The sequence below is a fragment of the Massilimicrobiota sp. An105 genome (assembly GCF_002161155.1).
In the GTDB taxonomy this organism is placed as follows: Bacteria; Bacillota_I; Bacilli_A; order Erysipelotrichales; family Coprobacillaceae; genus Allocoprobacillus; species Allocoprobacillus merdigallinarum.
Genome location: NZ_NFLY01000006.1, coordinates 44,692 through 67,342, shown reverse-complemented (window position 1 = coordinate 67,342; position 22,651 = coordinate 44,692). Strand labels below are relative to the sequence as shown.

Here is a 22,651-nt window from a genome sequence, read left to right as displayed (position 1 = left end):
AAGTTTACGCTAGATGTTAAAGAACACATTTATGACTAGAAAATGAAAAAACATGACTTCAAAGTCATGTTTTCATTTTAGCGGACACCGCCTCCGCCACCACCAGAGAAGCCACCTCCGCCTCCTGCAAATGATGATGAACCGCCACCACCACTTGCAGCTATAGAAGCATCATGTGAAGCTTTCATACTGTTGTGTGAGAACATATGAACCATATGCATTGTATAAATCGTATCTAATTGTGATTGTTCATTGAAGGTTGGACATAATCTTCCTAATTGTTCCTGAACTTTATCGGCAATCTGTAAAATAGAAGCAAAAATGAGATATTCTTCCCATAACTTGACTTCAATGACTTCTTTTTCATCAATCATGCTCATTTCCTCTAAGAAAGTTTTTAAACCTATGATATGTTCCATTTCTTCTCTGATAGATGCATCATAAGTATCAGTGCTATGTGAGAATCTGATTTTTAAAAATGATGTATATGTTGTTTCTAATGTTAATAAATGTTGTTCTCTTAATTCATTTTCAATATATTCATCAATGCTTTCAAACCATTCATCAATTTTTTCATAATTTTCTTTGCACCACGATTCAAACTCATCTGTTTCTAAGACCTGATTAGAACCAGCTGCCTGTCTAAAAAATTGAAATAACTTTTTCTCTAATGGATGTGTAATAGGAATATCGTTATTTAAATCTACTGAATAGCCTTCTTTTTTAAAGAAGAGAAATTGTTTGACTTCTTCTTTTTGAAATTCAATATAGTTTTCTTTAATCCATCTTAATAGAATAGCAGCAATCAGGCCATCACGATCTTGATCAGTAATCAAACCTAATTTTTTAGCATAGTAATAGAATTGAAATAAATCTTTTTGACAAGGAATGTCTCTAAACATTGGTGGTTCATGATTTAATGGAATATGATCGTTGAATTGAAAATCAACACGACCTCTTGTATAAGCCACAATCAATATGACGACAACTGCACCAATCAATCCTATCACTGCAAAGACAATAGCGATAATCATCGCAGTATTATCTTTATACATAAAAGAGTTGTAATAATCTCCCTGATCATAAAATTCGTCTTCATATTCACTGCCATCAATCGCATCTTCTAATATCTTTTGAAAAGATTGATCATTCACATGAGCGTTTGTAAATGTTTCATTATCAATCTGCATCAATAATTGCATCTTAGCACCTTCAGGTACAGCACTTTGTGTTTCCATAATGACATCACCATGATCAAAATAGACAACACCCTGATATCCAAAAGCCCAGATTTTCGCATTGTTTTTGTTGAAATCATGTGATGATGAAACAGTGATTTTGACATGTTGAGGTTCTAACTCCATTTCTGAAAAGAAAGCATAGTTAAATCCTTGAGTGTCCTGATATTGTTGAACAAAATTGGCTATATCATATTCAAATGTATAAGTTCTTCGTCCATACTCACCAATACCAAAGCAGAGTTCATAGCGATCACCATCTTGAATCATCCCACATTTGCCATCTTTGTCTTCTTTATCAAGATCAACATCCCATTCACCAATATTTTGATAACGATTGCCTTGATCATCAACAACATTAAAATTCGATATATGAGAATCTCCCATATTATCAAAAACTTTATAAATTTCTGTTCCCTCTTCAATATTGATATCCCAAATTTCCTGCACATGTGCACTTCCATCATTATTTAAAGTTGTATGGATAGAGATGTCATTTAAATGGGTATCAGCTCCATAAACCAAAGAAGATAACGATGGTATGAGAATAAGTAGTAAAGAAAATATCAGACATATTTTCTTTTTCATATTAAAATTTCACCTCAGGAATCTCTTTATCATTTTCATTAATTTCAAAGTAATCAAATCTTTCAAAATGAAATAGACTAGCAATTATGCTAGAAGGGAACATCTCTAACTTATTTGTATAACTATAAACGGAATCATTATAGAATTGTCTAGCAAAACTGATTTTATCTTCAGTTTGTGTCAATTCGTTTTGTAAACTGACAAAGTTTGTGTTCGCCTTTAAATCAGGATAAGCTTCACTAATTGCCATAATCTTATTTAAGGCCTGTGTCAATTCTCCCGCTGCTTCCATTTGTTCACTTGGAATAGAAGCGTTCATATATGTGTTTCTGGCTTGCATGACACTATCCAAAGTTTCCTTTTCATGTTTGGCATAACCTTTGACAGTTTCAACTAAATTAGGAATCAAATCAGCACGTCTTTTTAAGACAACATCAATTTGTGCCCAATTTGTTTTCACTTTATTTTTTTCTCTCACTAAGGCATTATATGAGACAATCACATATAATACCAAAACAACAATGAGAATACCTACTATTATTAATATCATAATCCTTTCCTCCTATAACAACATTATATACTATTCTTTGATGAAAATTGTAAATTTTTTGTTAAATCATCAGATAAATAGAATTGTTTTATGGAATATTTATTTCAAAAAAGTAGATAAGTGTTTGATCTTATCTACTTGGTTTTGTCCAGTTTTCTTTTTTTATACCATAAATAATACCAATAGTATCAGCTAAGAACCAGCCAATAGGAATAGCCCACCATATTGCAACAGTACCTAATATTGGCGCAAAGATATATGCTAAAACGACTCTTGTTCCTAAAGAGGCAATTGTTAAAACAACAGAAATGCCAGGCTTTCCAACACCACGGTAATAGCCATAGAGTAAAAATAAGCATCCAATTCCTAAATAACACATACCTTCAATCTGCAAGTATTCAACACCTTGACGAATAATTTCAACTTCTTCAGGATGAATGAAAATCAGCATGAGTGTAGGTGCAAAAATATAGACAATTAAAGAAATGAAAATACAGAAAATACCAGAAATCAGGATAGCTGATTTAAGCCCTTTGTGGATACGTTCTGGTAGGTTGGCACCTTGATTTTGAGCGATGAAGGTTGAAAAAGCATTGCCAAAATCCTGAACAGGCATATAGGCAAAAGAGTCAATCTTCACAGCTGCCGCAAAAGCAGACATAGTGATAACACCAAAACTATTGACTAATCCCTGAATCATCAAAATACCAAAGTTCATAACAGATTGCTGGATGCATGTTAATAATGAATAATCTTTAATCTTTTTGATAATGTCTTTATCAAAATAGCAGTGTTGTCGTGTTGGTAATAAATCTTTTTGTTTGATGAAAACATAAATCATAATACCAAAACCACTCACCGCTTGCGCAATAATTGTCGCAAGGGCAGCACCACTGACTCCCATATGAAAAGAGACAATGAAATAAACGTCTAAAATAATATTGATGATGGTTGCAATCGCAAGAAAATAAAGAGGCACTTTAGAATTTCCTAATGCTCTTAATAAAGAAGCAAAATAATTATAAAGAAAAGTAAAAAAGAAACCGATAAAGATAATAAATAAGTAATCATAACTTTGTTGATAGATATCTTGGGGAATATTCATAAAATGTAAAATAGGATGAATAAAAATGAGACATAATATTTCTAGAATGACTGTAAAAATCATAATGCCAATAAAAGAAATAAAAAAAGAAGTTTTCATTTTATCTATTTGTTGACCACCATAATACATTGAAAATAAGATTCCACTTCCCATACATAACCCTAGAATAACAGATGTTAAAAAGGTCATTAAAGTAAAAGAAGATCCTACAGCAGCTAAAGCATTGGAACCAAGAAATTGTCCAACAATGAAGGTATCTGCGACATTATAGAACTGTTGAAGAAGATTCCCAATAATCATCGGTATCGCAAAGAAAATTAATGATTTGGTAATAGAACCATGTGTTAACTGATTATTCATAAAAACCCCTATAAATTATGAAGAATGAGATCAGACATTGTATGGGCATATTCTTCCATAGATTCAAAATTTTCATTTTGAAGCCATTCTCTTAATAATATCATAAAGCCACCAATGAATATATGAAGTCTTCTTTTGGTTTCTGGAGAAAGAGAAAACTCCTGTTGTAATTCTTGAATCATTGCATCTCTCATTTCATTATAAAATTCAAATGTAAAATCCTGATTAGATAAAATACAGTATGTTTCATAGTCATTCTTTAAAATATCTAAAATTTTCATTAATAATGTATTGAGCTGTTCAACTAATGTCAGCTTATGATTTTTACGTGTAAAATATAAAATCTGTTCAATGAATTCACGTTGAAAACTCTCTAGTAAATCCTTTGTATCTAAATAATGGGCATAGAATGTCCCACGACTAATATTGGCTTCATGAATAATATCAGTGACTGTCACTTTGCTGGCAGGTTTTTCTTTTAAAAGATCAATAAAAGCTTTTTTTATTAATAATTTTGAACGTGTTGCGTTACGATATTCAGTTCTCATTCAAATCCCCTCCTTCAATATTGGACAGTTTGAACCAATGTGTCTAATATTGTATAAATCATGAATATGTGTACATTGTATACATATTTTAAATCTATTATAATATATTTAAATAAGAAAAGTATATAAGAATTTCACAATATACTCAAAAAGGAGGAGAGCTTATGATGAATTTTTATCGCTTGAACCATCGTCTACAACAGATGACTTTAAAGATTTTACAGAATCTTTGTCATCGTCATGATATTGTAATTGGAGATGGAGATTTAAAGATTATTTTACATCTCATTCAAGATAATCCTCACACAGTCTTAAATGATGAGTATACACCTATCTTATTGTCAGAAATATCTCAAAAAACAAGTCGTGAAACTTGTTTGAATTTTAAACCACTTTTAGATGAGAATTATTTACTTCAAGAGATAGAATAGCCACCAAACAGGTGGTTTTTTTATAGCCACCAAACAGGTGGTTTTTTTATTGTTTCATCAATCATAAAATGATAGAATGTCCTGTGGGTGAGAGAATATATGAAAACAATTGCAATTGTCGCAACTGGTGGAACGATTGCTGGGAGAGGACAGATAGGAAAAGCTGTAGCCTACCATGCAGGAGAAATGGATGTTAATGAAATTATTGAATCTATTCCAATGTTAAATCAAGTTGCACATATTAAAGAATATCAATTAATGAATGTAGATAGTAATGAGATGACACCACAAAGATGGATTATGTTGTCACGTCAGATTAATGAACTGGTTGAACGTGATGATATTGATGGTATTGTGGTGACTCATGGAACAGATACTTTAGATGAAACGGCTTATTTTTTGAATTTGACATTACATACATCTAAACCAGTTGTTGTGACAGGGGCTATGCGTCCTGCCACAGCAACCAGTGCTGATGGGCCTTATAATTTATATCAGGCTGTTTGTCTGGCAGCTAATGATGAAGCCTATAATCAGGGTGTCATGGGACTTTTTTCGAGTACGATATATTCGGGTAGAGATATCCAAAAAGTCAATAATTTTAAGGTAGATGCTTTTGAACAAAAGGCATTTGGATGTTTGGGTTATATGCAAGACCATGAAGTTCATTTCTTTTCAAAAACATTTAAAAAACATACTCTTCAATCTCTTTTTTCTAGCCAAAATTATAATGACTTACCAGCAGTAGGAATTGCTTATTTTTATGCGGGTGCAAGTCATGAAATTCTCTATTCATTAGCTTTAAATCATCAAGGAATTATATTAACAGGATCGGGAAGTGGGAATTATAGTCAGGACTGGTTACATGCGATTGAAGATTTATCAAAACAGGGCATTATTTTTGTCCGTTGTTCAAGAGTGTCACAAGGTATTGTTTTTGATGATGAAGTGTTTGATCCTCATCATTGTTGTATACCTGGAAATACTTTAACACCACAAAAAGCCAGAGTTTTATTAATGCTGGCATTAACATATACACATGATCGTCAAAGAATTAAGGAGTTTTTTAATGAATACTAAACGCAAAGGTATTATTTTTACAATGATTGCCACTATTCTTTTTGGAGTAACACCAGCTATTGGGAAAATGACATATGCAATGGGGAATAATGGTATACAATTGGCTTTTTTAAGACATTTATTTGTCTTGCCGTTATTTTTATTTATTGTTCTTTATCAGGGAAAATCATTACGATTGAATCGTCAGCAGCTTTTAGATGTTTTCAAAGTAGGCTTTTTTGGAAATACATTGACAATTGTCTTATTGTATTCATCTTATGAATATATAGGAGTAGGAAGTGCAACGGTTCTACACTTTTTATATCCATTGTTTGTATGCTGTATGAATTTTTTGTTTTATCAGCAAAAACTCAACAAGCAACAGATTTTATGTCTTGTTTTAGCCATCCTAGGTATTTTCTGTTTTATGGATTCATCTGCATCTTCTTTATTAGGCGCTTTATTAGCAATTTTATCAGGTGTTTTCTTTGCTTATTATATGGTGGGTATGGATCATTCTTCGATTCGTTATATGAGTCCCTATGTTTTTAATTTTTATCTGGTCGTTATGAATACGATCGTGATACTGATTTTAGCCATGGTATTGGGACGTATTCATATCATGCCAATAGAAGCATATATTTTATCAGCTGTTGTTGCTGTGCTGACATCTTTAATTGGTGTTGTTTTACTACAAAAAGGTATTTATTGTTTAGGGGCATCTTTAACGGCTATTTTATCAACTTTAGAGCCTATCACAAGTATTGTTGTTGGTGTTTTATGGTTGAATGAAGGATTAACATTATTGAAAGTAATAGGATGTATACTTGTTTTATTATCGACTTTTATCTTAGTGAAAAGTCAAAATCAAGAAGGAGAATCTTAAATGAGAATGGATGAACTGATGAATGATTTATCTAAGCAATCATCATTTTTACTTGCTATTGATGGGATGAGTGGCAGTGGTAAAACAACTTTAGCTCAAAGTTTACAAGAAAAATGGCATGCACATGTTTTTCATATGGATGATTTCTTTTTGCCATTAGAAATGCGTACACCACAAAGGTTACAGCAACCTGGTGGTAATGTGCATTATGAACGCTTTTTAGAAACGGTCTTAAAACCTTTATCTTTACAACAATCTGTTTTTTATCAGCCTTTTGACTGTCAGACGATGTCATTTCAAACAGTTCAGGAAATACCGTATTCACCCTTTAACATTATTGAGGGGAGCTATGCATTACATCCTTCTTTACAACGTTATTATACGCATGGAATTGTTTTAAAGATTTCGCCACTTACGCAAAAAGAACGTTTATTCAAAAGAAATCCTGAAAAAATAGATCAGTTTATTCATCGCTGGATTCCGATGGAAAATCAATATTTTGATGCTTTTGATATTTTTGAAAAGTACCCTGTTTTAGAACGATGACATATTTGATCACGCTATACATATAATATATGGGTGATATAGTGATTTTAAATGAAGCAGAAATGCAAATAGGATTATCCTTTATTTTACAGTCAGTTTTAAAAAAGTATGATGTTGTTTTACAGGAAATGAATTTGAAAATAAAAGAAGATCATCTCTTGATGACATCAGTTGTTTTGTATAATCAATATCATGTTGATGTTTTGTGTGAGTTCAATTTGAAATATGAAAATCAGCACTTTGTATTTGAAAATATTCAAGGCAAGGTTGAATATTTATTTTTACAGTTTCCTATTATGAGTTTTCTGAAGTCTTTTTTACAAGACTCACATATCATTTGGAAAGATAACCAGATTCAATATGAGATTGATTTACCTATTGAAAGTTTAAATCTAGAAGATGGACAATTACAAGTTATACTAAAAAACAATCAAAGTGTTTCACCTTGATTGTTTTTTAATACTTCATCAATCAATCCATAATCTAATGCATCATAGGCATTCATAAAATAGTCACGATCAGTATCTTTTTTAATACGACGTAAGGGTTGATTGGTCATTTGAGATAATAAGCGATTGAGCTTTTCTTTTTGTTTTAATATATGACGGGTAGAAATTTCAATATCACTGGCTTGACCTTGTGCTCCACCTAGAGGCTGATGAATCATAATTTCACTATTTTCTAATGCATAGCGTTTTCCTTTTTTTCCAGCAGCTAATAAAAAAGCACCCATACTGGCTGAAAGACCAATACTGATGGTTGAGACATCACATTTTACAAAATTCATCGTATCGAAGATAGCTAAACCAGCGGAAACACTGCCACCTGGAGAATGAATATACATATCAATATCAGCCTGACTGTCCAATGATTCAAGATAGAGAAGCTGACTGACAATGGAGCTTGCCATCTCATCATTAATTTCACCACAGAGCATAATAATGCGATCTTCTAATAATCTTGAGAAAATATCATAAGCATATTCTTTAGAATTCTTTTTTAATATCACAGTGGGTATAAAATGCATAAGTGTACCTCCATAATTCATTATAGAGAAATTTGTGTTGGATTATTCATAGAAAATTGATTTTTTCTTGCGTTAATATTGAGTTAAGCGAAGTTAAAAAACGAGAAAAGATTTTCATTCTTGTGAAAAAAATTATATAAAGCGCACAACTTTTATTGATTTCTTTGGGTTTGTGGACTATAATATAGACATAAATTATTAGTAAGGAGGATGTCATAAAAATGGCAGTAAAAGTAGCAATTAACGGTTTTGGACGTATCGGACGTCTAGCATTTAGACAAATGTTTGGAGCTGAAGGATATGAAGTTGTTGCAATCAACGACTTAACAGATCCTAAAATGTTAGCACACTTATTAAAATATGATTCAGCTCAAGGTAAATATGCTTTAGCTGATACAGTAGAAGCTAAAGAATCTTCAATCGTAGTAGATGGAAAAGAAATCGAAATCTACAAAGAAGCAGATGCTTCTAAATTACCTTGGGGAGAATTAGGAGTAGATGTAGTATTAGAATGTACAGGTTTCTATACTTCTAAAGCTAAATCTCAAGCTCATATTGATGCAGGAGCTAAAAAAGTTGTTATTTCTGCACCAGCTGGAAATGATTTACCAACTGTTGTATTTGGTGTAAACGAAGGAACATTAACTGCTGATGATACAATTATTTCAGCTGCATCTTGTACAACTAACTGTTTAGCACCTATGGCTAACGCATTAAACAAATTAGCACCAATCAAATCTGGTATCATGTTAACAGTACACGCTTATACTGGTGACCAAATGGTATTAGATGGACCTCATAGAAAAGGTGACTTAAGAAGAGCACGTGCTGCTGCAGTTAATATCGTGCCTAACTCAACTGGAGCTGCAAAAGCTATCGGTTTAGTTATCCCTGAATTAAATGGAAAATTAATCGGTTCTGCTCAACGTGTACCAGTTCCTACTGGATCTACAACTATCTTAACTTCAGTTGTTGAAGGTGAAGTTACTGTAGAACAAGTTAACGAAGCTATGAAAGCAGCTGTAACTCCATCATTTGGATACACTGAAGAACAATTAGTATCTTCAGATATTATTGGAATGACTTATGGTTCATTATTTGATGCAACTCAAACTATGGTTAAAGCATTAGATAACGGAACTACTGAAGTTCAAACTGTTGCTTGGTATGACAACGAAAATTCTTATACTTCTAACATGGTTAGAACTATTAAATATTTCGCTGAATTAACTAAATAATTTAGAAACTTCTTGGGAGTACATTGTATTCCCAAGATTTTTTTATGTCAAAAGACGATTTGATTCTTGTGTCAAATGTATGACAGATATTTTTTATCATATATTTTGAAAGATAAAATGATATATAGTAAGATAATACCTAAAGAAAAGAGGTGTTAAAACATGAATACATCTGTTTTGATTGGTATTATGATACCATTTATTGGGACAACATTAGGTGCAGCCTGTGTTTTCTTTATGAAACAAAAAATGGATAATCGTGTTCAAAAAGTTCTGCTGGGATTTGCTTCTGGAGTGATGATTGCGGCTTCAGTCTGGTCACTTTTGATTCCGGCTTTAGATATGTCAGCAAGTTTAGGAAAATTATCTTTTATACCTGCGGCAGTTGGTTTTTTATTGGGAATTTTCTTTCTATTATTTTTAGATCGTACTATTCCACATATGCATTTGGATCATCAGGTAGAAGGAAAGAAATCGCACTTGCAACGTACAACAATGTTAATTTTAGCAGTCACAATGCATAATTTTCCTGAAGGGATGGCAGTTGGAGTTGTTTTTGCAGGAGCCTTGATGGGCAATAGCGATGTTTCTATTGCTGGGGCTATTGCCTTATCATTGGGTATTGCGATACAGAATTTTCCAGAAGGGGCTATTATTTCTATGCCATTAAAAAGTGAAGGAGTGTCTAAAGGAAAAGCTTTTCTGTATGGGATGTTATCTGGGATTGTTGAACCTATGGGTGCTATATTAATGATTGTCCTGTCACAGTTTTTTGTACCGATCTTGCCTTATCTTTTATCGTTTGCCGCTGGCGCAATGGCATATGTCGTTGTAGAAGAGCTGATTCCTGAAGGTTCGCAAGGGACACATTCAAATATTGCGACGATTGGCTTTGCGATTGGTTTTGTCATCATGATGATATTAGATGTAGCATTGGGATAGTGAAGTGTGATATAATGATATAAATTGATATGAGGTGACAAAAATGGACTTGCATGAATCAGGTGAAATGTATTTAGAAACGATATTAATCTTAAAGAATCAAAATGAATATGTTCGTTCTATTGATATTGCACATACTATGGATTTTTCTAAACCAAGTGTATCACGTGCAATTAAACTTTTAAAAGAATCTCAATTGATTGTTGTAGATGATAAGGGATATATTGATTTTACTGATGAAGGACGTCGTATTGCAGAAAAAGTGTATGGCCGTCATCAGATTTTAACAGAGTTCCTTGTTTCTATTGGTGTAAGTGTTAAACAGGCCGAAGAAGATGCTTGTCGTATTGAACATATTATTAGTGACGAAACACAACAATGTATTCAAAACTTTTTAAAGAAGCAGTCTTAGGATTGCTTTTCTTTGTTTGTAGAAAAAAAGGGTTTATGAGTTAAAAATAATTGTCATCTATGATAGAATAAAAAAACGAGGTGTATGTATGGACGATTTTCAGTTCGAATATGATCAAAAAAAGAAAACAAGATTAAAAAAAGGACCTATCTATATGATGGCTTGTATTTTATGTCTGGTGATTGGAGGTGTTGGTGGTTATTTTATTCATGACTTCCAGTCCAATCGTTATGGCACTGATAGTGATGTCTATAATGAAATTGCGCAAATTATTGAAAATGATTTTTTAGATACAAGTGATAATGATACAAGTTTACAGGAACGTATGCTAAATGGAATGGTTTTAGCATTAGGAGATCCTTATTCTTCATATTTATCATTGGAACAGTCACAGGAATTAGGAACATCTATTAATGGGACTTTTGAAGGTATAGGGATTACGTATACAATGGTAGATGATGGTGCTATTGTGTTGGATGTGTATCAAAATACGCCAGCTCAAAAAGCAGGTATACAAAAAGGAGATATTATTACGCACATTGAAGGAACTTCAATCGCTGGATATACATCAGATAAAGTTAAAGAAATGATACAGGGTGAAAGTCAGAGTCAAGTTGCTTTACGTCTATTAAGAGATGGAAAAAGTCAAAATCTAACAGCAACACGTCAAAATGTGGATACATCAATTGCTTCTTCTATTATGACTGTAAACCAACAGAAAGTTGGTTATGTGAGAATTGTGACTTTTGGTGAAAATATTCATGAAGTTATTGAAACGAAGCTGCAAGATATGAAATTACAAAAAATCAACCACATTATCATTGATTTAAGGGATAATAGTGGAGGTTATTTGAATGCCGCCCAAGAGATTCTTGATTTATTTGTGCCAGAAGGACAAACATTATTTTCTCTTCAGGATAAAGATGGCAAAACGGAAGAATATAAAGCAACCAGTCGGGAAAAATATGTATTTGAACATGGCTATATTTTAGTGAATCAGCAAACTGCCAGTGCTTCAGAAGTTTTAAGTGCAGGTTTGAAAGAGAATTTAGATTATCAATTGATTGGTGAAACGACTTATGGTAAAGGTGTTGCACAAACACAAGTGACTCTTTCTAATTCATCTGTATTGAAATACACTCATGAAAAATGGTTAACCCCTCATGGAACATGGATCAATGGCACAGGATTAGAACCAGATTATGTCATTGATGAAACTAATATCCATGATTTTCATGTAGGTGAAATGAAACAATCTTATCAATATGATGATGTTGATGATAATATTCAATATATGCAGGAAATGCTTCAAGAATTAGGTTATTCATTAGATCGTCAGGATGGATATTTTTCACATCAGACAACAACAGCTTTAGAAGCATTTGAAAAAGATTATGCTTTAAAACAGGATGGTATTTATTCTCAAAATGATCGTTTAATTCTTTTAAGTGCTTTAACATATCATTTGTATCAAGAAAAAGAGGATGTTTATCTACAAAAAGTGAATCAATTGATTCAATAGGGAGGTGCTAAAATGGAACAATTTAAATTAGTTTCCAAATATTCACCAATGGGTGATCAACCAGCAGCTATTCAACAGCTGGTTGATGGAATACGTGCTGGAAAAAAGGAACAGGTTTTACTGGGAGGAACGGGAACAGGAAAAACATTTACTGTTTCTAATGTTATTGCTCAGGTGAATAAACCAACACTGGTATTAGCCCATAATAAAACTTTAGCTGGACAATTATATTCAGAATTAAAAGAATTTTTTCCTGAAAATCGTGTGGAATATTTTGTTTCTAACTTCGATTTTTATCAGCCAGAAGCTTATATTCCAAAAAGTGATACATACATAGATAAAAATGCAAAAACAAATTATGAAATAGAAATGTTGCGTTCAGCAGCCATGAATTCTTTATTAGAAAGAAGAGATACGATTGTCGTTGCATCAGTGGCTTCTATTTATGGTTTAGGAAATCCTGAACAATATAAAGAAATGATTTTCTCATTACGTGTCGGTCAGGAAATTGATCGTCGCGAACTCTTAACTTATCTTGTAGATCGTCAATACCAAAGAAATGATATCGAACAGTCAAAAGGGACGTTCAGGGTACGTGGTGATGTCATTGAAATTGTACCTGGACATACAGAAAGCTGGCTGATTCGTATAGAGCTTTTTGGTGATGAAGTGGAAGGAATCAGTGAGGTAGATCCTTTGACTGGTAAAGTCTTGAGTCGTTATAAAACATATACGATTTATCCGGCTTATGGCTATGTCACAAAAAAGGAACAAATGTTACATGCCTGTGATACGATTTCCGAAGAACTTCAAGACCGTTTACAATATTTTAAGGATGCTATGAAACCACTGGAATATGAACGTCTAGATCAGCGTACACGTCACGATATTGAAATGTTAAGAGAAGTAGGGATGTGTCCAGGAATTGAAAATTATTCACGTCATATTGATGGACGAAAAGCAGGACAACGTCCTTATACTTTAATTGATTATTTTCCAGATGACTTTTTAATGATTGTTGATGAAAGTCATGTGATGTTACCACAGGTCAGAGGTATGTTTAATGGTGATCGCAGCCGTAAAGAAACATTGGTTGAATATGGTTTCCGTTTACCAAGTGCCTTGGATAATCGACCATTGCGTTTTGAAGAGTTTGAAAAGATTATTAATCAGGTGATTTATGTTTCGGCAACGCCAGGTGACTATGAATTAGAAAAAACACATGGTGAATATGCAGAACAGATTATTCGCCCAACAGGTTTGTTGGATCCTATTATTGATGTTCGTCCAACAAAAAATCAGATTGATGATCTGATTGATGAAATTCATGAACGTATTGATAAAAAAGAGAGAGTTTTAATTACAACACTTACAAAACGTATGGCTGAAGATCTTAGTGCTTATTTAAAAGAAGTAGGGTTAAAAGTCGCTTATTTACATTCAGATACAAAAACATTAGAACGTACTGAAATTTTAAGAGATTTAAGACTTGGAAAATATGATGTACTGGTGGGAATTAACCTGTTAAGAGAAGGGTTGGATTTACCTGAAGTATCTCTAGTTTGTATTTTAGATGCGGATAAAGAAGGGTTCTTAAGAAGTGAACGTTCATTAATTCAGACGATTGGACGTGCGGCCAGAAATGCGAATGGAAAAGTGATTATGTATGGTGATCATATAACAGAATCTATGCAAAAAGCGATTGATGAAACAAATCGTCGTCGTGAAATTCAAGAAGCCTATAATAAAGAACATCATATTATTCCACAGACTATTCATAAAGAAATTCATGATTTAATTCAAGGTAAAGAAACAATGGAAGAAGCTTCTTCATTATTACAAAAAGGTAAAAAAGCACCTCAAAAAGCAAAGAAGAAACTGATTGCAGATCTAGAAAAAGAAATGAAAGAAGCTGCGAAAGTGCTTGATTTTGAAAGAGCTATGGAATTAAGAGATATTATTATGGAACTTAAAGGTGAAAAGTAATGAAAATAGATGCTTTGGCTCAAGAGATTTTTGATGATATGATCGCTCATGGTGGAAAAGTTTATATTGTCGGTGGATCTGTTCGTGATGAAATCTTAGGACGTTATGATCAGCATGATGTAGATGTAGAAGTCTATCATTTAAGTTATGAAAAACTGTGTGCTATTTTACAAAAATATGGTCATGTTCATACATTTGGAAAATCTTTTGCGATTGTTCAGTTAGAAGAGCTTCCTCATTATGACTTTGCCTTACCTCGACAGGAAACAAAAACTGGTCACAAGCATCAGGATTTTGAAGTGATGATTGATCCTGATTTACCATTAGAAAAAGCTGTTTTGAGGCGTGATCTGACAATGAATGCACTCATGTATGATTACTTAGAACAACGTGTCATTGATTTATGTGGTGGTTTATCAGATATTGATCAGCATATCATTCGTTGTGTGGATCCTGAACATTTCATGGAAGATCCTTTGCGTGTTTTAAGAGTGGCACGTTTTGTCGCCCAATTTGAATTTCAAGTTGAAGAGAAGACTTTGAATCTATGTCGTTCTATGGCACAGTCACATATGCTGGATCATTTATCATATGAAAGAATTTATCAGGAGTATTGTCAAATCCTGATGGCACCACAACCATCATTAGGATTTATGTTTTTAAAAGATATAGGAGCTTTACCACCTTATTTACAGGCTCTGACAACAACGCATCAGCGTTTAGATTTTCATCCTGAAGATGATGTTTTCACGCACACGATGCTGGTTATAGATGTAGCCAGTCATGTGAAAAAGAAAACCGATCATCCTCTATGGTTTATGTGGGCATGTTTACTTCATGATATAGGGAAACCTTTGGTAACAACCAAAGAAGGACATGCGCCTAAACATAATGAAGCAGGTGTGCAGGTATTTCAAAATGTTCCAATCATCACATCTAAAAAAGAAAGACAATATATTTCCACAATGATCATGTATCATATGCATTTAATGAATATGTCACGTCATCATGCAAAGGATTTATCTTATTTAAGACTTTTAAAGAAGATTGATGGAAAAGTTTCTATGAATGATTTGATTTATATAAGCTGTTGTGATAAGTTAGGAAGGGGAAAAGTAGCTCAGGAACAATATGATGAGTTTTGGTTATATATTCAAGATAAGCAAAAACGTTTAGGTGTTCAAGCGCCATTGCCACTGATTCGTGGTGATGATTTATTAGCAAATGGTTTGACTTCAACACATTTATTTAAGCAGATGTTAGATGAAGCCTATGATTTGCAGTTGCAAGGTTTGAGTAAGGAAAAGATATTAAGGAGTTTGAGGAAGTATGAACAAAGATAAAATTATTATCAAAGGCGCAAGAGTTAATAATTTAAAAAATATAAATGTAGAAATTCCTCGAGATCAGCTTGTCATTATGACAGGATTATCTGGGAGTGGAAAAACATCACTGGCATTTGATACGATTTATGCGGAAGGACAAAGACGCTATGTTGAATCATTAAGTGCTTATGCCAGACAATTTCTAGGTGGTGTGGAAAAGCCTGATGTGGATAGTATTGATGGTTTATCACCGGCGATTGCGATTGATCAAAAGACAACATCAAATAATCCTCGATCAACAGTTGGAACAGTGACTGAAATTTTTGATTATTTAAGATTGTTATATGCCAGAGTTGGACATGCCTATTGTCCAACCCATCATGTGTTGATTGAATCACAGACAATTAAACAAATGGTTGATACAATTGATCAATATGAAGATGGAACAAAATTACAGGTTCTAGCAAGAATGTGTCGTAATCAAAAAGGGACACATAAGGATTTATTTGAACAATTAGTGAAAGATGGTTTTTTACGTGTCAAAGTGGATGGTGAAATGCGTCTTTTAGATGAAGATATTGTTTTGGATAAAAATAAAAAACATAATATTGATGTTGTAGTGGATAGAATTATTAAAAAGGAAGGATATCGCTCACGTTTAGCGGATTCTTTGGAAACAGGATTAAAATTAACTGGTGGGGAAGTTATTGTTGAAAACTTGAATGAAAAAACAGAAAAGCTTTTTTCTCAACATTTAGCTTGTCCATATTGTGGATTTAGTGTTCCTAAATTAGAACCACGTTTATTTTCTTTTAATAACCCATTGGGTGCCTGTCCAGATTGTAAAGGGATTGGTGTAAAAAATGAAGTTGATAATGATTTATTGATTCCTGACTGGTCATTAAGTATTAATCAGGGAGGAATTCGTTATTTCAAAACATCAGTAGGAACTGATCGTATTGAATGGCAGAGATTTCTTGTTTTATGTCGAGAATATCATATTGACTTAGATAAACCGCTTAAAGATTTTAGTAAGAAAGAATTAGATATTATTTTATATGGTTCTGATAAACCTATTACATATACATTACAGTCAAGTTCAGGAAATGTTTCTCAAACGACAAAACCAATCGAAGGTGTGAAAACACTGATTCAAAGACGTTATGAAGAAACAACTTCTTCATGGTCAAAAGAATGGTATGCTTCATTTATGGCTGAACATACATGTCCAACATGTCAGGGAAAAAGATTGAATGAACAAGTTTTAAGTGTACAGGTGGGTGGATTAAATATCAGTGAATTTACTGATATGTCTATTGAAAAAGCACTTGATTTTGTACAGAATTTAAAACTGAATGAAACAGAAACAAATATTGCACGTCTGATTATTAAGGAAATTAAAGATCGTTTAACATTCTTAAATGATGTAGGATTAGGTTATCTAACATTATCAAGACGTGCTGGTGGTTTGTCTGGAGGAGAAGCACAACGTATCCGTTTAGCGACACAAATTGGTTCACGTTTAACAGGGGTTCTTTATGTATTAGATGAACCATCTATTGGTTTACATCAACGTGATAATGAAAAATTAATTAAAACGTTATGTAATATGCGTGATTTAGGCAATAGTGTGATTGTTGTAGAACATGATGAAGATACGATGCGTGCTTCTGATTATATTATTGATATTGGGCCAGGTGCTGGAGTTCATGGTGGTCAGGTTGTCGCAGCAGGAACACCTGAAGAAGTCATGAAGAATCCCCATTCTATCACTGGAAAATATCTTTCAGGAGAATATAAGATTCCAGTTCCATCAAAGCGACGCAAAGGGAATGGATTATATATTGAAGTAAAAGGTGCTAAGGAAAATAACTTAAAAAATATTAATGTTAAATTTCCACTTGGAAAATTCATCTGTGTAACGGGTGTATCAGGAAGTGGAAAATCAACATTGGTGAATGAAGTTTTATGTAAAGCCATGCGTGCAAAACTTTATCATTCTAAAGAAAAACCAGGAAAACATAAAGAAATTCTTGGTTTAGAAAATGTAGATAAAGTCATTGAAGTCTCACAAGATCCGATTGGACGTACACCACGTTCTAATCCTGTGACTTATACAGGTGTCTTTGATGATATTCGTGAATTGTTTGCGAAAACACCTGAAGCAAAAATGCGTGGATATGATAAAGGACGTTTTTCATTTAATGTCAAGGGTGGACGTTGTGAAGCGTGTCAAGGTGATGGTGTCAAACGTATCAGTATGCATTTTTTACCTGATGTTTATGTACCTTGTGAAGAATGTGGTGGTAAACGCTACAATGAAGAAACATTACAGGTGACTTATAAAGATAAGACTATCTATGATGTCTTAGAGATGACCATTGAAGATTCTTTAACATTCTTTGATAATTTACCACGTATTCGTTCTAAGCTTCAAACGATTTATGATGTAGGACTTGGTTATATAAAACTTGGTCAAAGCGCCACAACATTATCTGGTGGAGAAGCGCAGCGTGTGAAGCTTGCCAGTGAATTACAAAAGAAAGCAACAGGAAAAACAGTATATATTTTAGATGAACCAACAACTGGTTTACATAGTCATGATGTAGCACGTCTGATTGAAGTTTTAAATCGTATTGTTGAACAGGGTGATACTGTGATTGTGATTGAACATAATCTTGATGTGATTAAAGTTGCTGATCACATTATTGATTTAGGATTGGAAGGTGGCGACAATGGTGGTACAATTGTAGTATCAGGAACGCCAGAAAAAGTCGCAGCATGTCAAAAAAGTCATACAGGACGTTTCTTGAAAATGGTCTTAGAGTAGGAGGAAATACATGGGAAAGTCAGTGAAAATCAAAGATTTATTGAAACCAGCTTTATTTCATCAGATATCAGGTGATGAATCAGCTTTGGAAAGAGAAGTCTTTGTGCCAGAAATGAATCGACCAGGATTTGAATTGGCAGGATTTTTTAAACATACAGATTTTAGAAGAATTATATTATTTGGAGAAAAAGAAATTTCTTTCGTTAAAGAAATGAGCAAAGAATCACAACTTGCATGTTTTTCTAAATTAGCCAATGATGAAACACCTTGTATCATTATTGCGAAAGGATATTCATGTCCAGAAATTTTGAAAAATATTGCAATCAAGAGAAATTTTCCAATTTTTGAAACAACACAGGCGACAGGACGTGTTTCCATTGATTTAACAGGAACATTGGATGAAGCTTTAGCTGCTGAAACATTGATGCATGGTGTTTTCTTAAATATTTATGGTAAAGGTGTTGTGATTCGTGGTGATAGTGGTATTGGAAAATCAGAGATTGCATTAGAGTTAATTAAACGTGGGCATTTTTTGATTGCTGATGATGCTATTGAACTTTATCATATTGGTCAGGGAATTGTGGGTCGTGCTCCTGAAGTTTTACGCAATTTATTAGAAATCAGAGGTATTGGGGTTATTGATGTTTCTAAGATGTTTGGGGTCGCCTCAGTATTACCAAAAGATCATGTTGATTTAATTATTCAGTTGGAACGTTGGCTTCCATCACGTGAATATACAAGAATTGGTATGGAAGAAGATGACGTTATGGAAGAAATCTTGGGTATCCAAATTCCTAAGATTGTCGTGCCTGTAACTGGTGGAAGAAGTATGTCTGCTATTATAGAAGCAGCTGTGATGAATATGCAACTTAAAGATTCTGGATTTGATTCAAGCAAGGAATTTGTCAATCGTATTCTTGACAATATTAAGAGTAAATCATCATGACATTCTTTGAAGATTTTTCAACTTTTGTCACTATTGGAGCAATCCATATTCAGTGGTATGCGGTTTGTATTCTCACAGGTGCATGTATTGCATATTTTTTAGGGCAATACCGTTTTAAACAATTAGGGTATTCTAAAGAGATTTTATCCGATTATTTCTTTGCAGTCTTATTGATTGGAATTGTCGGTGCTAGAATCTGGTATGTTATTTTTACCTTTGATGAAATGTATGCTTCTCAACCATTAGAGATTTTTGCGATATGGCATGGCGGTTTAGCTATTCAAGGTGGAATCTTTGCAGGACTGATTTATAGTTATTATTTCTTTAAAAAGCATGATATTCCATTTTTACTGGCTGGTGATGCCATTATGCCTGGCGTATTGATTGCCCAGGCGCTTGGAAGATGGGGAAACTTTTTCAATCATGAAGCATATGGAGGAGAAGTTAGCTTATCATTTTTACAGTCTTTGCATCTTCCACAATTCATTATTGATAATATGTATATGAATGGGGCATATCATCATCCTACATTTTTATATGAATCAATGGGAAATATAATGGCTTTCTTGCTTATTGTGTTTGTGATTAGAAGATTTCAAAAACACCAGGGTGTTCAATTCTTTAGTTATTTCCTATTCTATGGTTTAGTGCGTTTCCCAGTTGAAGGATTACGTACAGATAGTCTTATGTTTGGACCAATTCGTATGGCTCAATTGATTTCAATTGCTTTTATTATAACTGGTCTTATTGGAATTATTTATGTTCATTTAAAAGGAAAAGAAGTCCATTACATTGATATGAGTTAAATGTGGTATATAGCCACATTTTTTTCTTATGTGTTTTGTTCATGAATATTTCATATAAGGAGCGTATAATGAAAATATGAGGTGATTTTATGCATAACTCTGCAAAGAAAATTATTAAACAATATCATGATAATCAGGACGTTTATCGTTCTTTGAAACATGATATTGAAGATATTTTTACACGTATTATTGATACCCATCATTTTCGTATTTCTAATATGGCGATTAGGATTAAAAGCGAAGGCGCATTAATGAAAAAAATCACGTATAAGAATAAATATACGGACATTCATCAAATTACAGATGTTGTGGCTTGTCGTATTATTACTTTATTTGAAAATGATGTTGATCGTATTTATGATTGTGTAAAAGAAAATTTTGATATTGTAGAATATAATGATAAAAGAAAGAAAAATTATGATGATCGTATTGATTTTGGTTATAATTCTTTGCATCTGTTAATTAAATTTAATGATGAAAGATGTCAATTGATTGAGTATTCTGCGTATAAAGATATTATTTTTGAATTACAGATTCGTACGACATTACAACATTCATGGGCAGAAATAGAACATGGGCTAGGATACAAATCACAGTATGAAATTCCTAAAGATATTCGTAGACGATTAACACGTCTTTCAGCATCATTAGAATTGTTAGATGAAGAATTTGTACAGATTGCAAGGGAAGTCGATGAATATAATAAGGGTATTGTGCATATTGAAAAAGTTTTAAAAACAGATATCAATGCCAATTCATTGGCGCAATATGTCAATACATCACCACGCATTAATAATATTTTAGAAAAATTGCATACAGAATTTCAATTTCAGTTTGAAAGAGATTCAGAACTGATTTCACAATCTCGACTGGTTCAAAGATTCCATTATATGGGATATACGTATATTAATGAATTGGATGATTTTGTAGAAAATCATATGAAAGAGATTGAATGGATTTCACGTGAACGTATTGAAAACAATAAAGAAAATCAAAAGATTAATATTTATAATGTTTTGGTTTGGATTTCACTTGTTATGTTAGCAAATGAAGGATCAGCAGATCCAGAAGATATCTTTACCAAAGAAAGTATTGAACGATTACAGACGTTAAAAGGAATTATTGAAGAAAAACAGATGACTGTATCTTAAAAAAATCAGCAGGAATTCATATTTTTTTATGAAAAAATGTGAAAAAAGTTGACAAGACATGAAAAAGAGTATAGCATAAAGAACGTAAAATAAAAGAATTAGAGGCAGCAGTGTATCAGAGTACCATTTGGAGTTGGCAAACGAAGAAGAATGGGAAAGGTAATCATTGCCGAAAGATAGATATTGGCAAATCTCTATCTTGGGGTTATGGGAAATACTCATAACACTCCTTCATGAAAATGAAGAGGCGCTATTAATATGGTCATTAAAGTCGTGTTAATAGCACGGCTTTTATTTTATGTGTTTATAGAAAGAGAGGGTTTATATGAAAAAATTAGGAAAAGTTTTAGTGGCTATGGCAATGGCAATGACTTTATTTGGATGTGGCGGTGGTGAACAGGCATCAGCCAATAAAGATCAGTTTGTTGTGGGAATGGAATGTTCTTATGCACCATTTAACTGGCAGACAAGTCAGGAAAGTGATACAACAGTATCATTAGGTAATGCTGGATATGCAGATGGATATGATGTACAGATTGCCAAAAGAATTGCGGATGATTTAGGAAAAGAATTGGTGATTAAGAAAATATCATGGGATGGATTAACAGTGGCTTTGGAATCTGGTGAAATTGATGCCATTATTGCTGGAATGACAGCGAATGAAACAAGAGAAGAAGGTATTGATTTTACAACACCATATTACGATAGCGAAGGTATGATTATGATTGTACGTAAAGATGGTGAAGAAGCGAAGTTTACAGATATTCAACAATTCAGTGGTAAAAATGTTGTTGGGCAAAAAGGAACAAACTATGATGATGTCATTGATCAGATCAAAGGTGTTCATCATGCTACAGCAAAAGCTACTTATCCTGAAATGGTTGTTGCTTTACAACAGGGAGATGTTGATGGAATCACTGCAGAAATGGCTGTTGCTGAAGGTGTTGTTGCAGCCAATAAAGATTTAACAATTGTACATTTTGATGAAGGAAAAGGTTTTGAATGTGATACAACAGTATCTATTGGTTTAAAAGAAGGAACAAGAGACAGTGAATTCTTTAAACAGGTACAGGCATCTTTAGATAAGATTACGGTAGATGAAAGAAAACAACTAATGACTGAAGCTGTTGATAGACAGCCAGCAGGAGAATAATT

The 22,651-nt window shown here is 33.1% G+C and carries 21 protein-coding genes and 1 riboswitch; of the genes, 16 read left to right on the top strand and 5 right to left on the bottom strand.

The features are described from left to right. Positions 1-77: 77 nt before the first annotated feature. The 4 genes from B5E48_RS02705 to B5E48_RS02690 all read right to left on the bottom strand — a co-directional run bounded on the left by B5E48_RS02705 (position 78) and on the right by B5E48_RS02690 (position 4,389). Positions 78-1,826: a DUF2207 family protein gene (locus B5E48_RS02705; RefSeq protein WP_087304005.1), complete on the bottom strand. Its 1,749-nt coding sequence runs from the start codon at positions 1,824-1,826 to the stop codon at positions 78-80. Position 1,827: 1 nt separating this feature from the next. Then, positions 1,828-2,376 carry a LemA family protein gene (locus B5E48_RS02700; protein WP_087296701.1) on the bottom strand — a complete coding sequence of 183 codons (549 nt, stop codon included), beginning with the start codon at positions 2,374-2,376 and terminating at the stop codon, positions 1,828-1,830. A gap of 130 nt (positions 2,377-2,506) precedes the next feature. After that, on the bottom strand, positions 2,507-3,841 hold the full coding sequence (locus tag B5E48_RS02695; RefSeq protein ID WP_087304004.1) for an MATE family efflux transporter: 1,335 nt from the start codon (positions 3,839-3,841) through the stop codon (positions 2,507-2,509). 8 nt (positions 3,842-3,849) lie between these two features. Continuing rightward, positions 3,850-4,389 (bottom strand): TetR/AcrR family transcriptional regulator, encoded by a 540-nt coding sequence (locus B5E48_RS02690; protein ID WP_087244517.1) that lies wholly within the window; start codon positions 4,387-4,389, stop codon positions 3,850-3,852. A 164-nt stretch (positions 4,390-4,553) separates the two neighbouring features. Between B5E48_RS02690 and B5E48_RS02685 the strand changes: the two genes are divergently transcribed. From B5E48_RS02685 to B5E48_RS02665, 5 genes are all read left to right on the top strand, one after another. Further along, positions 4,554-4,820, top strand: a complete 267-nt coding sequence (locus B5E48_RS02685; protein ID WP_087304003.1) for a DUF2624 family protein — start codon at positions 4,554-4,556, stop codon at positions 4,818-4,820. Between the two features lie 99 nt (positions 4,821-4,919). Then, complete coding sequence (locus tag B5E48_RS02680) at positions 4,920-5,900, top strand: asparaginase (RefSeq protein WP_087304002.1); 981 nt, start codon at positions 4,920-4,922, stop codon at positions 5,898-5,900. Continuing rightward, complete coding sequence (locus B5E48_RS02675; RefSeq protein WP_087304001.1) at positions 5,890-6,765, top strand: DMT family transporter; 876 nt, start codon at positions 5,890-5,892, stop codon at positions 6,763-6,765. Before B5E48_RS02680 ends, B5E48_RS02675 begins: the two co-directional genes overlap by 11 nt. Beyond that, positions 6,766-7,311, top strand: coding sequence for a uridine kinase family protein (locus B5E48_RS02670; protein WP_087304000.1), 546 nt, complete (start codon positions 6,766-6,768; stop codon positions 7,309-7,311). 41 nt (positions 7,312-7,352) lie between these two features. Beyond that, a complete protein-coding gene (locus B5E48_RS02665; RefSeq protein ID WP_087244522.1) occupies positions 7,353-7,760 on the top strand; it encodes a hypothetical protein in 408 nt (135 codons plus the stop codon). On the opposite strand, the gene B5E48_RS02660 is transcribed toward B5E48_RS02665, so the two are convergent. Continuing rightward, positions 7,742-8,338 carry an ATP-dependent Clp protease proteolytic subunit gene (locus B5E48_RS02660; protein ID WP_087303999.1) on the bottom strand — a complete coding sequence of 199 codons (597 nt, stop codon included), beginning with the start codon at positions 8,336-8,338 and terminating at the stop codon, positions 7,742-7,744. The genes B5E48_RS02665 and B5E48_RS02660 overlap by 19 nt on opposite strands. Positions 8,339-8,559: 221 nt before the next feature. On the opposite strand from B5E48_RS02660, the gene gap reads away from it, so the two are divergent. From gap to B5E48_RS02605, 11 genes are all read left to right on the top strand, one after another. Beyond that, on the top strand, positions 8,560-9,576 hold the full coding sequence (gap, locus tag B5E48_RS02655) for a type I glyceraldehyde-3-phosphate dehydrogenase (RefSeq protein ID WP_087244524.1): 1,017 nt from the start codon (positions 8,560-8,562) through the stop codon (positions 9,574-9,576). A 162-nt stretch (positions 9,577-9,738) separates the two neighbouring features. After that, positions 9,739-10,518, top strand: a complete 780-nt coding sequence (locus tag B5E48_RS02650; RefSeq protein ID WP_087303998.1) for a ZIP family metal transporter — start codon at positions 9,739-9,741, stop codon at positions 10,516-10,518. Positions 10,519-10,561: 43 nt separating this feature from the next. Continuing rightward, positions 10,562-10,930, top strand: coding sequence for a metal-dependent transcriptional regulator (locus tag B5E48_RS02645; RefSeq protein WP_087244527.1), 369 nt, complete (start codon positions 10,562-10,564; stop codon positions 10,928-10,930). Between the two features lie 88 nt (positions 10,931-11,018). Next, positions 11,019-12,452: a S41 family peptidase gene (locus tag B5E48_RS02640; protein WP_087303997.1), complete on the top strand. Its 1,434-nt coding sequence runs from the start codon at positions 11,019-11,021 to the stop codon at positions 12,450-12,452. A gap of 12 nt (positions 12,453-12,464) precedes the next feature. Next, on the top strand, positions 12,465-14,438 hold the full coding sequence (gene uvrB, locus B5E48_RS02635; RefSeq protein ID WP_087244529.1) for an excinuclease ABC subunit UvrB: 1,974 nt from the start codon (positions 12,465-12,467) through the stop codon (positions 14,436-14,438). Then, positions 14,438-15,781, top strand: coding sequence for a CCA tRNA nucleotidyltransferase (locus B5E48_RS02630; protein ID WP_087244530.1), 1,344 nt, complete (start codon positions 14,438-14,440; stop codon positions 15,779-15,781). Before uvrB ends, B5E48_RS02630 begins: the two co-directional genes overlap by 1 nt. Next, a complete protein-coding gene (gene uvrA, locus B5E48_RS02625; RefSeq protein ID WP_087303996.1) occupies positions 15,768-18,593 on the top strand; it encodes an excinuclease ABC subunit UvrA in 2,826 nt (941 codons plus the stop codon). The genes B5E48_RS02630 and uvrA overlap by 14 nt, the downstream gene beginning before the upstream one ends. Positions 18,594-18,603: 10 nt before the next feature. Next, positions 18,604-19,539: an HPr(Ser) kinase/phosphatase gene (gene hprK, locus B5E48_RS02620; protein WP_087244532.1), complete on the top strand. Its 936-nt coding sequence runs from the start codon at positions 18,604-18,606 to the stop codon at positions 19,537-19,539. Further along, positions 19,536-20,345: a prolipoprotein diacylglyceryl transferase gene (gene lgt, locus B5E48_RS02615; protein WP_087303995.1), complete on the top strand. Its 810-nt coding sequence runs from the start codon at positions 19,536-19,538 to the stop codon at positions 20,343-20,345. Before hprK ends, lgt begins: the two co-directional genes overlap by 4 nt. Before the next feature lie 89 nt (positions 20,346-20,434). Further along, entirely contained in the window at positions 20,435-21,496 is a 1,062-nt protein-coding gene (locus B5E48_RS02610) for a GTP pyrophosphokinase (RefSeq protein WP_087303994.1), read from the top strand. Between the two features lie 91 nt (positions 21,497-21,587). Next, positions 21,588-21,757: riboswitch (Lysine riboswitch) on the top strand. A gap of 64 nt (positions 21,758-21,821) precedes the next feature. Further along, positions 21,822-22,649 carry a transporter substrate-binding domain-containing protein gene (locus tag B5E48_RS02605; protein WP_087244535.1) on the top strand — a complete coding sequence of 276 codons (828 nt, stop codon included), beginning with the start codon at positions 21,822-21,824 and terminating at the stop codon, positions 22,647-22,649. The last annotated feature ends 2 nt before the right edge of the window (positions 22,650-22,651 follow it).

What these genes read in the sequence shown, in the direction of transcription:
- B5E48_RS02705 (WP_087304005.1), bottom strand. Translation starts at nt 1,826, where the DNA reads ATGAAAAAGAAAATATGTCTGATATTTTCTTTACTACTTATTCTCATA.
- B5E48_RS02700 (WP_087296701.1), bottom strand. Translation starts at nt 2,376, where the DNA reads ATGATATTAATAATAGTAGGTATTCTCATTGTTGTTTTGGTATTATAT.
- B5E48_RS02695 (WP_087304004.1), bottom strand. Translation starts at nt 3,841, where the DNA reads ATGAATAATCAGTTAACACATGGTTCTATTACCAAATCATTAATTTTC.
- B5E48_RS02690 (WP_087244517.1), bottom strand. Translation starts at nt 4,389, where the DNA reads ATGAGAACTGAATATCGTAACGCAACACGTTCAAAATTATTAATAAAA.
- B5E48_RS02685 (WP_087304003.1), top strand. Translation starts at nt 4,554, where the DNA reads ATGATGAATTTTTATCGCTTGAACCATCGTCTACAACAGATGACTTTA.
- B5E48_RS02680 (WP_087304002.1), top strand. Translation starts at nt 4,920, where the DNA reads ATGAAAACAATTGCAATTGTCGCAACTGGTGGAACGATTGCTGGGAGA.
- B5E48_RS02675 (WP_087304001.1), top strand. Translation starts at nt 5,890, where the DNA reads ATGAATACTAAACGCAAAGGTATTATTTTTACAATGATTGCCACTATT.
- B5E48_RS02670 (WP_087304000.1), top strand. Translation starts at nt 6,766, where the DNA reads ATGAGAATGGATGAACTGATGAATGATTTATCTAAGCAATCATCATTT.
- B5E48_RS02660 (WP_087303999.1), bottom strand. Translation starts at nt 8,338, where the DNA reads ATGCATTTTATACCCACTGTGATATTAAAAAAGAATTCTAAAGAATAT.
- gap (WP_087244524.1), top strand. Translation starts at nt 8,560, where the DNA reads ATGGCAGTAAAAGTAGCAATTAACGGTTTTGGACGTATCGGACGTCTA.
- B5E48_RS02650 (WP_087303998.1), top strand. Translation starts at nt 9,739, where the DNA reads ATGAATACATCTGTTTTGATTGGTATTATGATACCATTTATTGGGACA.
- B5E48_RS02645 (WP_087244527.1), top strand. Translation starts at nt 10,562, where the DNA reads ATGGACTTGCATGAATCAGGTGAAATGTATTTAGAAACGATATTAATC.
- B5E48_RS02640 (WP_087303997.1), top strand. Translation starts at nt 11,019, where the DNA reads ATGGACGATTTTCAGTTCGAATATGATCAAAAAAAGAAAACAAGATTA.
- uvrB (WP_087244529.1), top strand. Translation starts at nt 12,465, where the DNA reads ATGGAACAATTTAAATTAGTTTCCAAATATTCACCAATGGGTGATCAA.
- B5E48_RS02630 (WP_087244530.1), top strand. Translation starts at nt 14,438, where the DNA reads ATGAAAATAGATGCTTTGGCTCAAGAGATTTTTGATGATATGATCGCT.
- uvrA (WP_087303996.1), top strand. Translation starts at nt 15,768, where the DNA reads ATGAACAAAGATAAAATTATTATCAAAGGCGCAAGAGTTAATAATTTA.
- hprK (WP_087244532.1), top strand. Translation starts at nt 18,604, where the DNA reads ATGGGAAAGTCAGTGAAAATCAAAGATTTATTGAAACCAGCTTTATTT.
- lgt (WP_087303995.1), top strand. Translation starts at nt 19,536, where the DNA reads ATGACATTCTTTGAAGATTTTTCAACTTTTGTCACTATTGGAGCAATC.
- B5E48_RS02610 (WP_087303994.1), top strand. Translation starts at nt 20,435, where the DNA reads ATGCATAACTCTGCAAAGAAAATTATTAAACAATATCATGATAATCAG.
- B5E48_RS02605 (WP_087244535.1), top strand. Translation starts at nt 21,822, where the DNA reads ATGAAAAAATTAGGAAAAGTTTTAGTGGCTATGGCAATGGCAATGACT.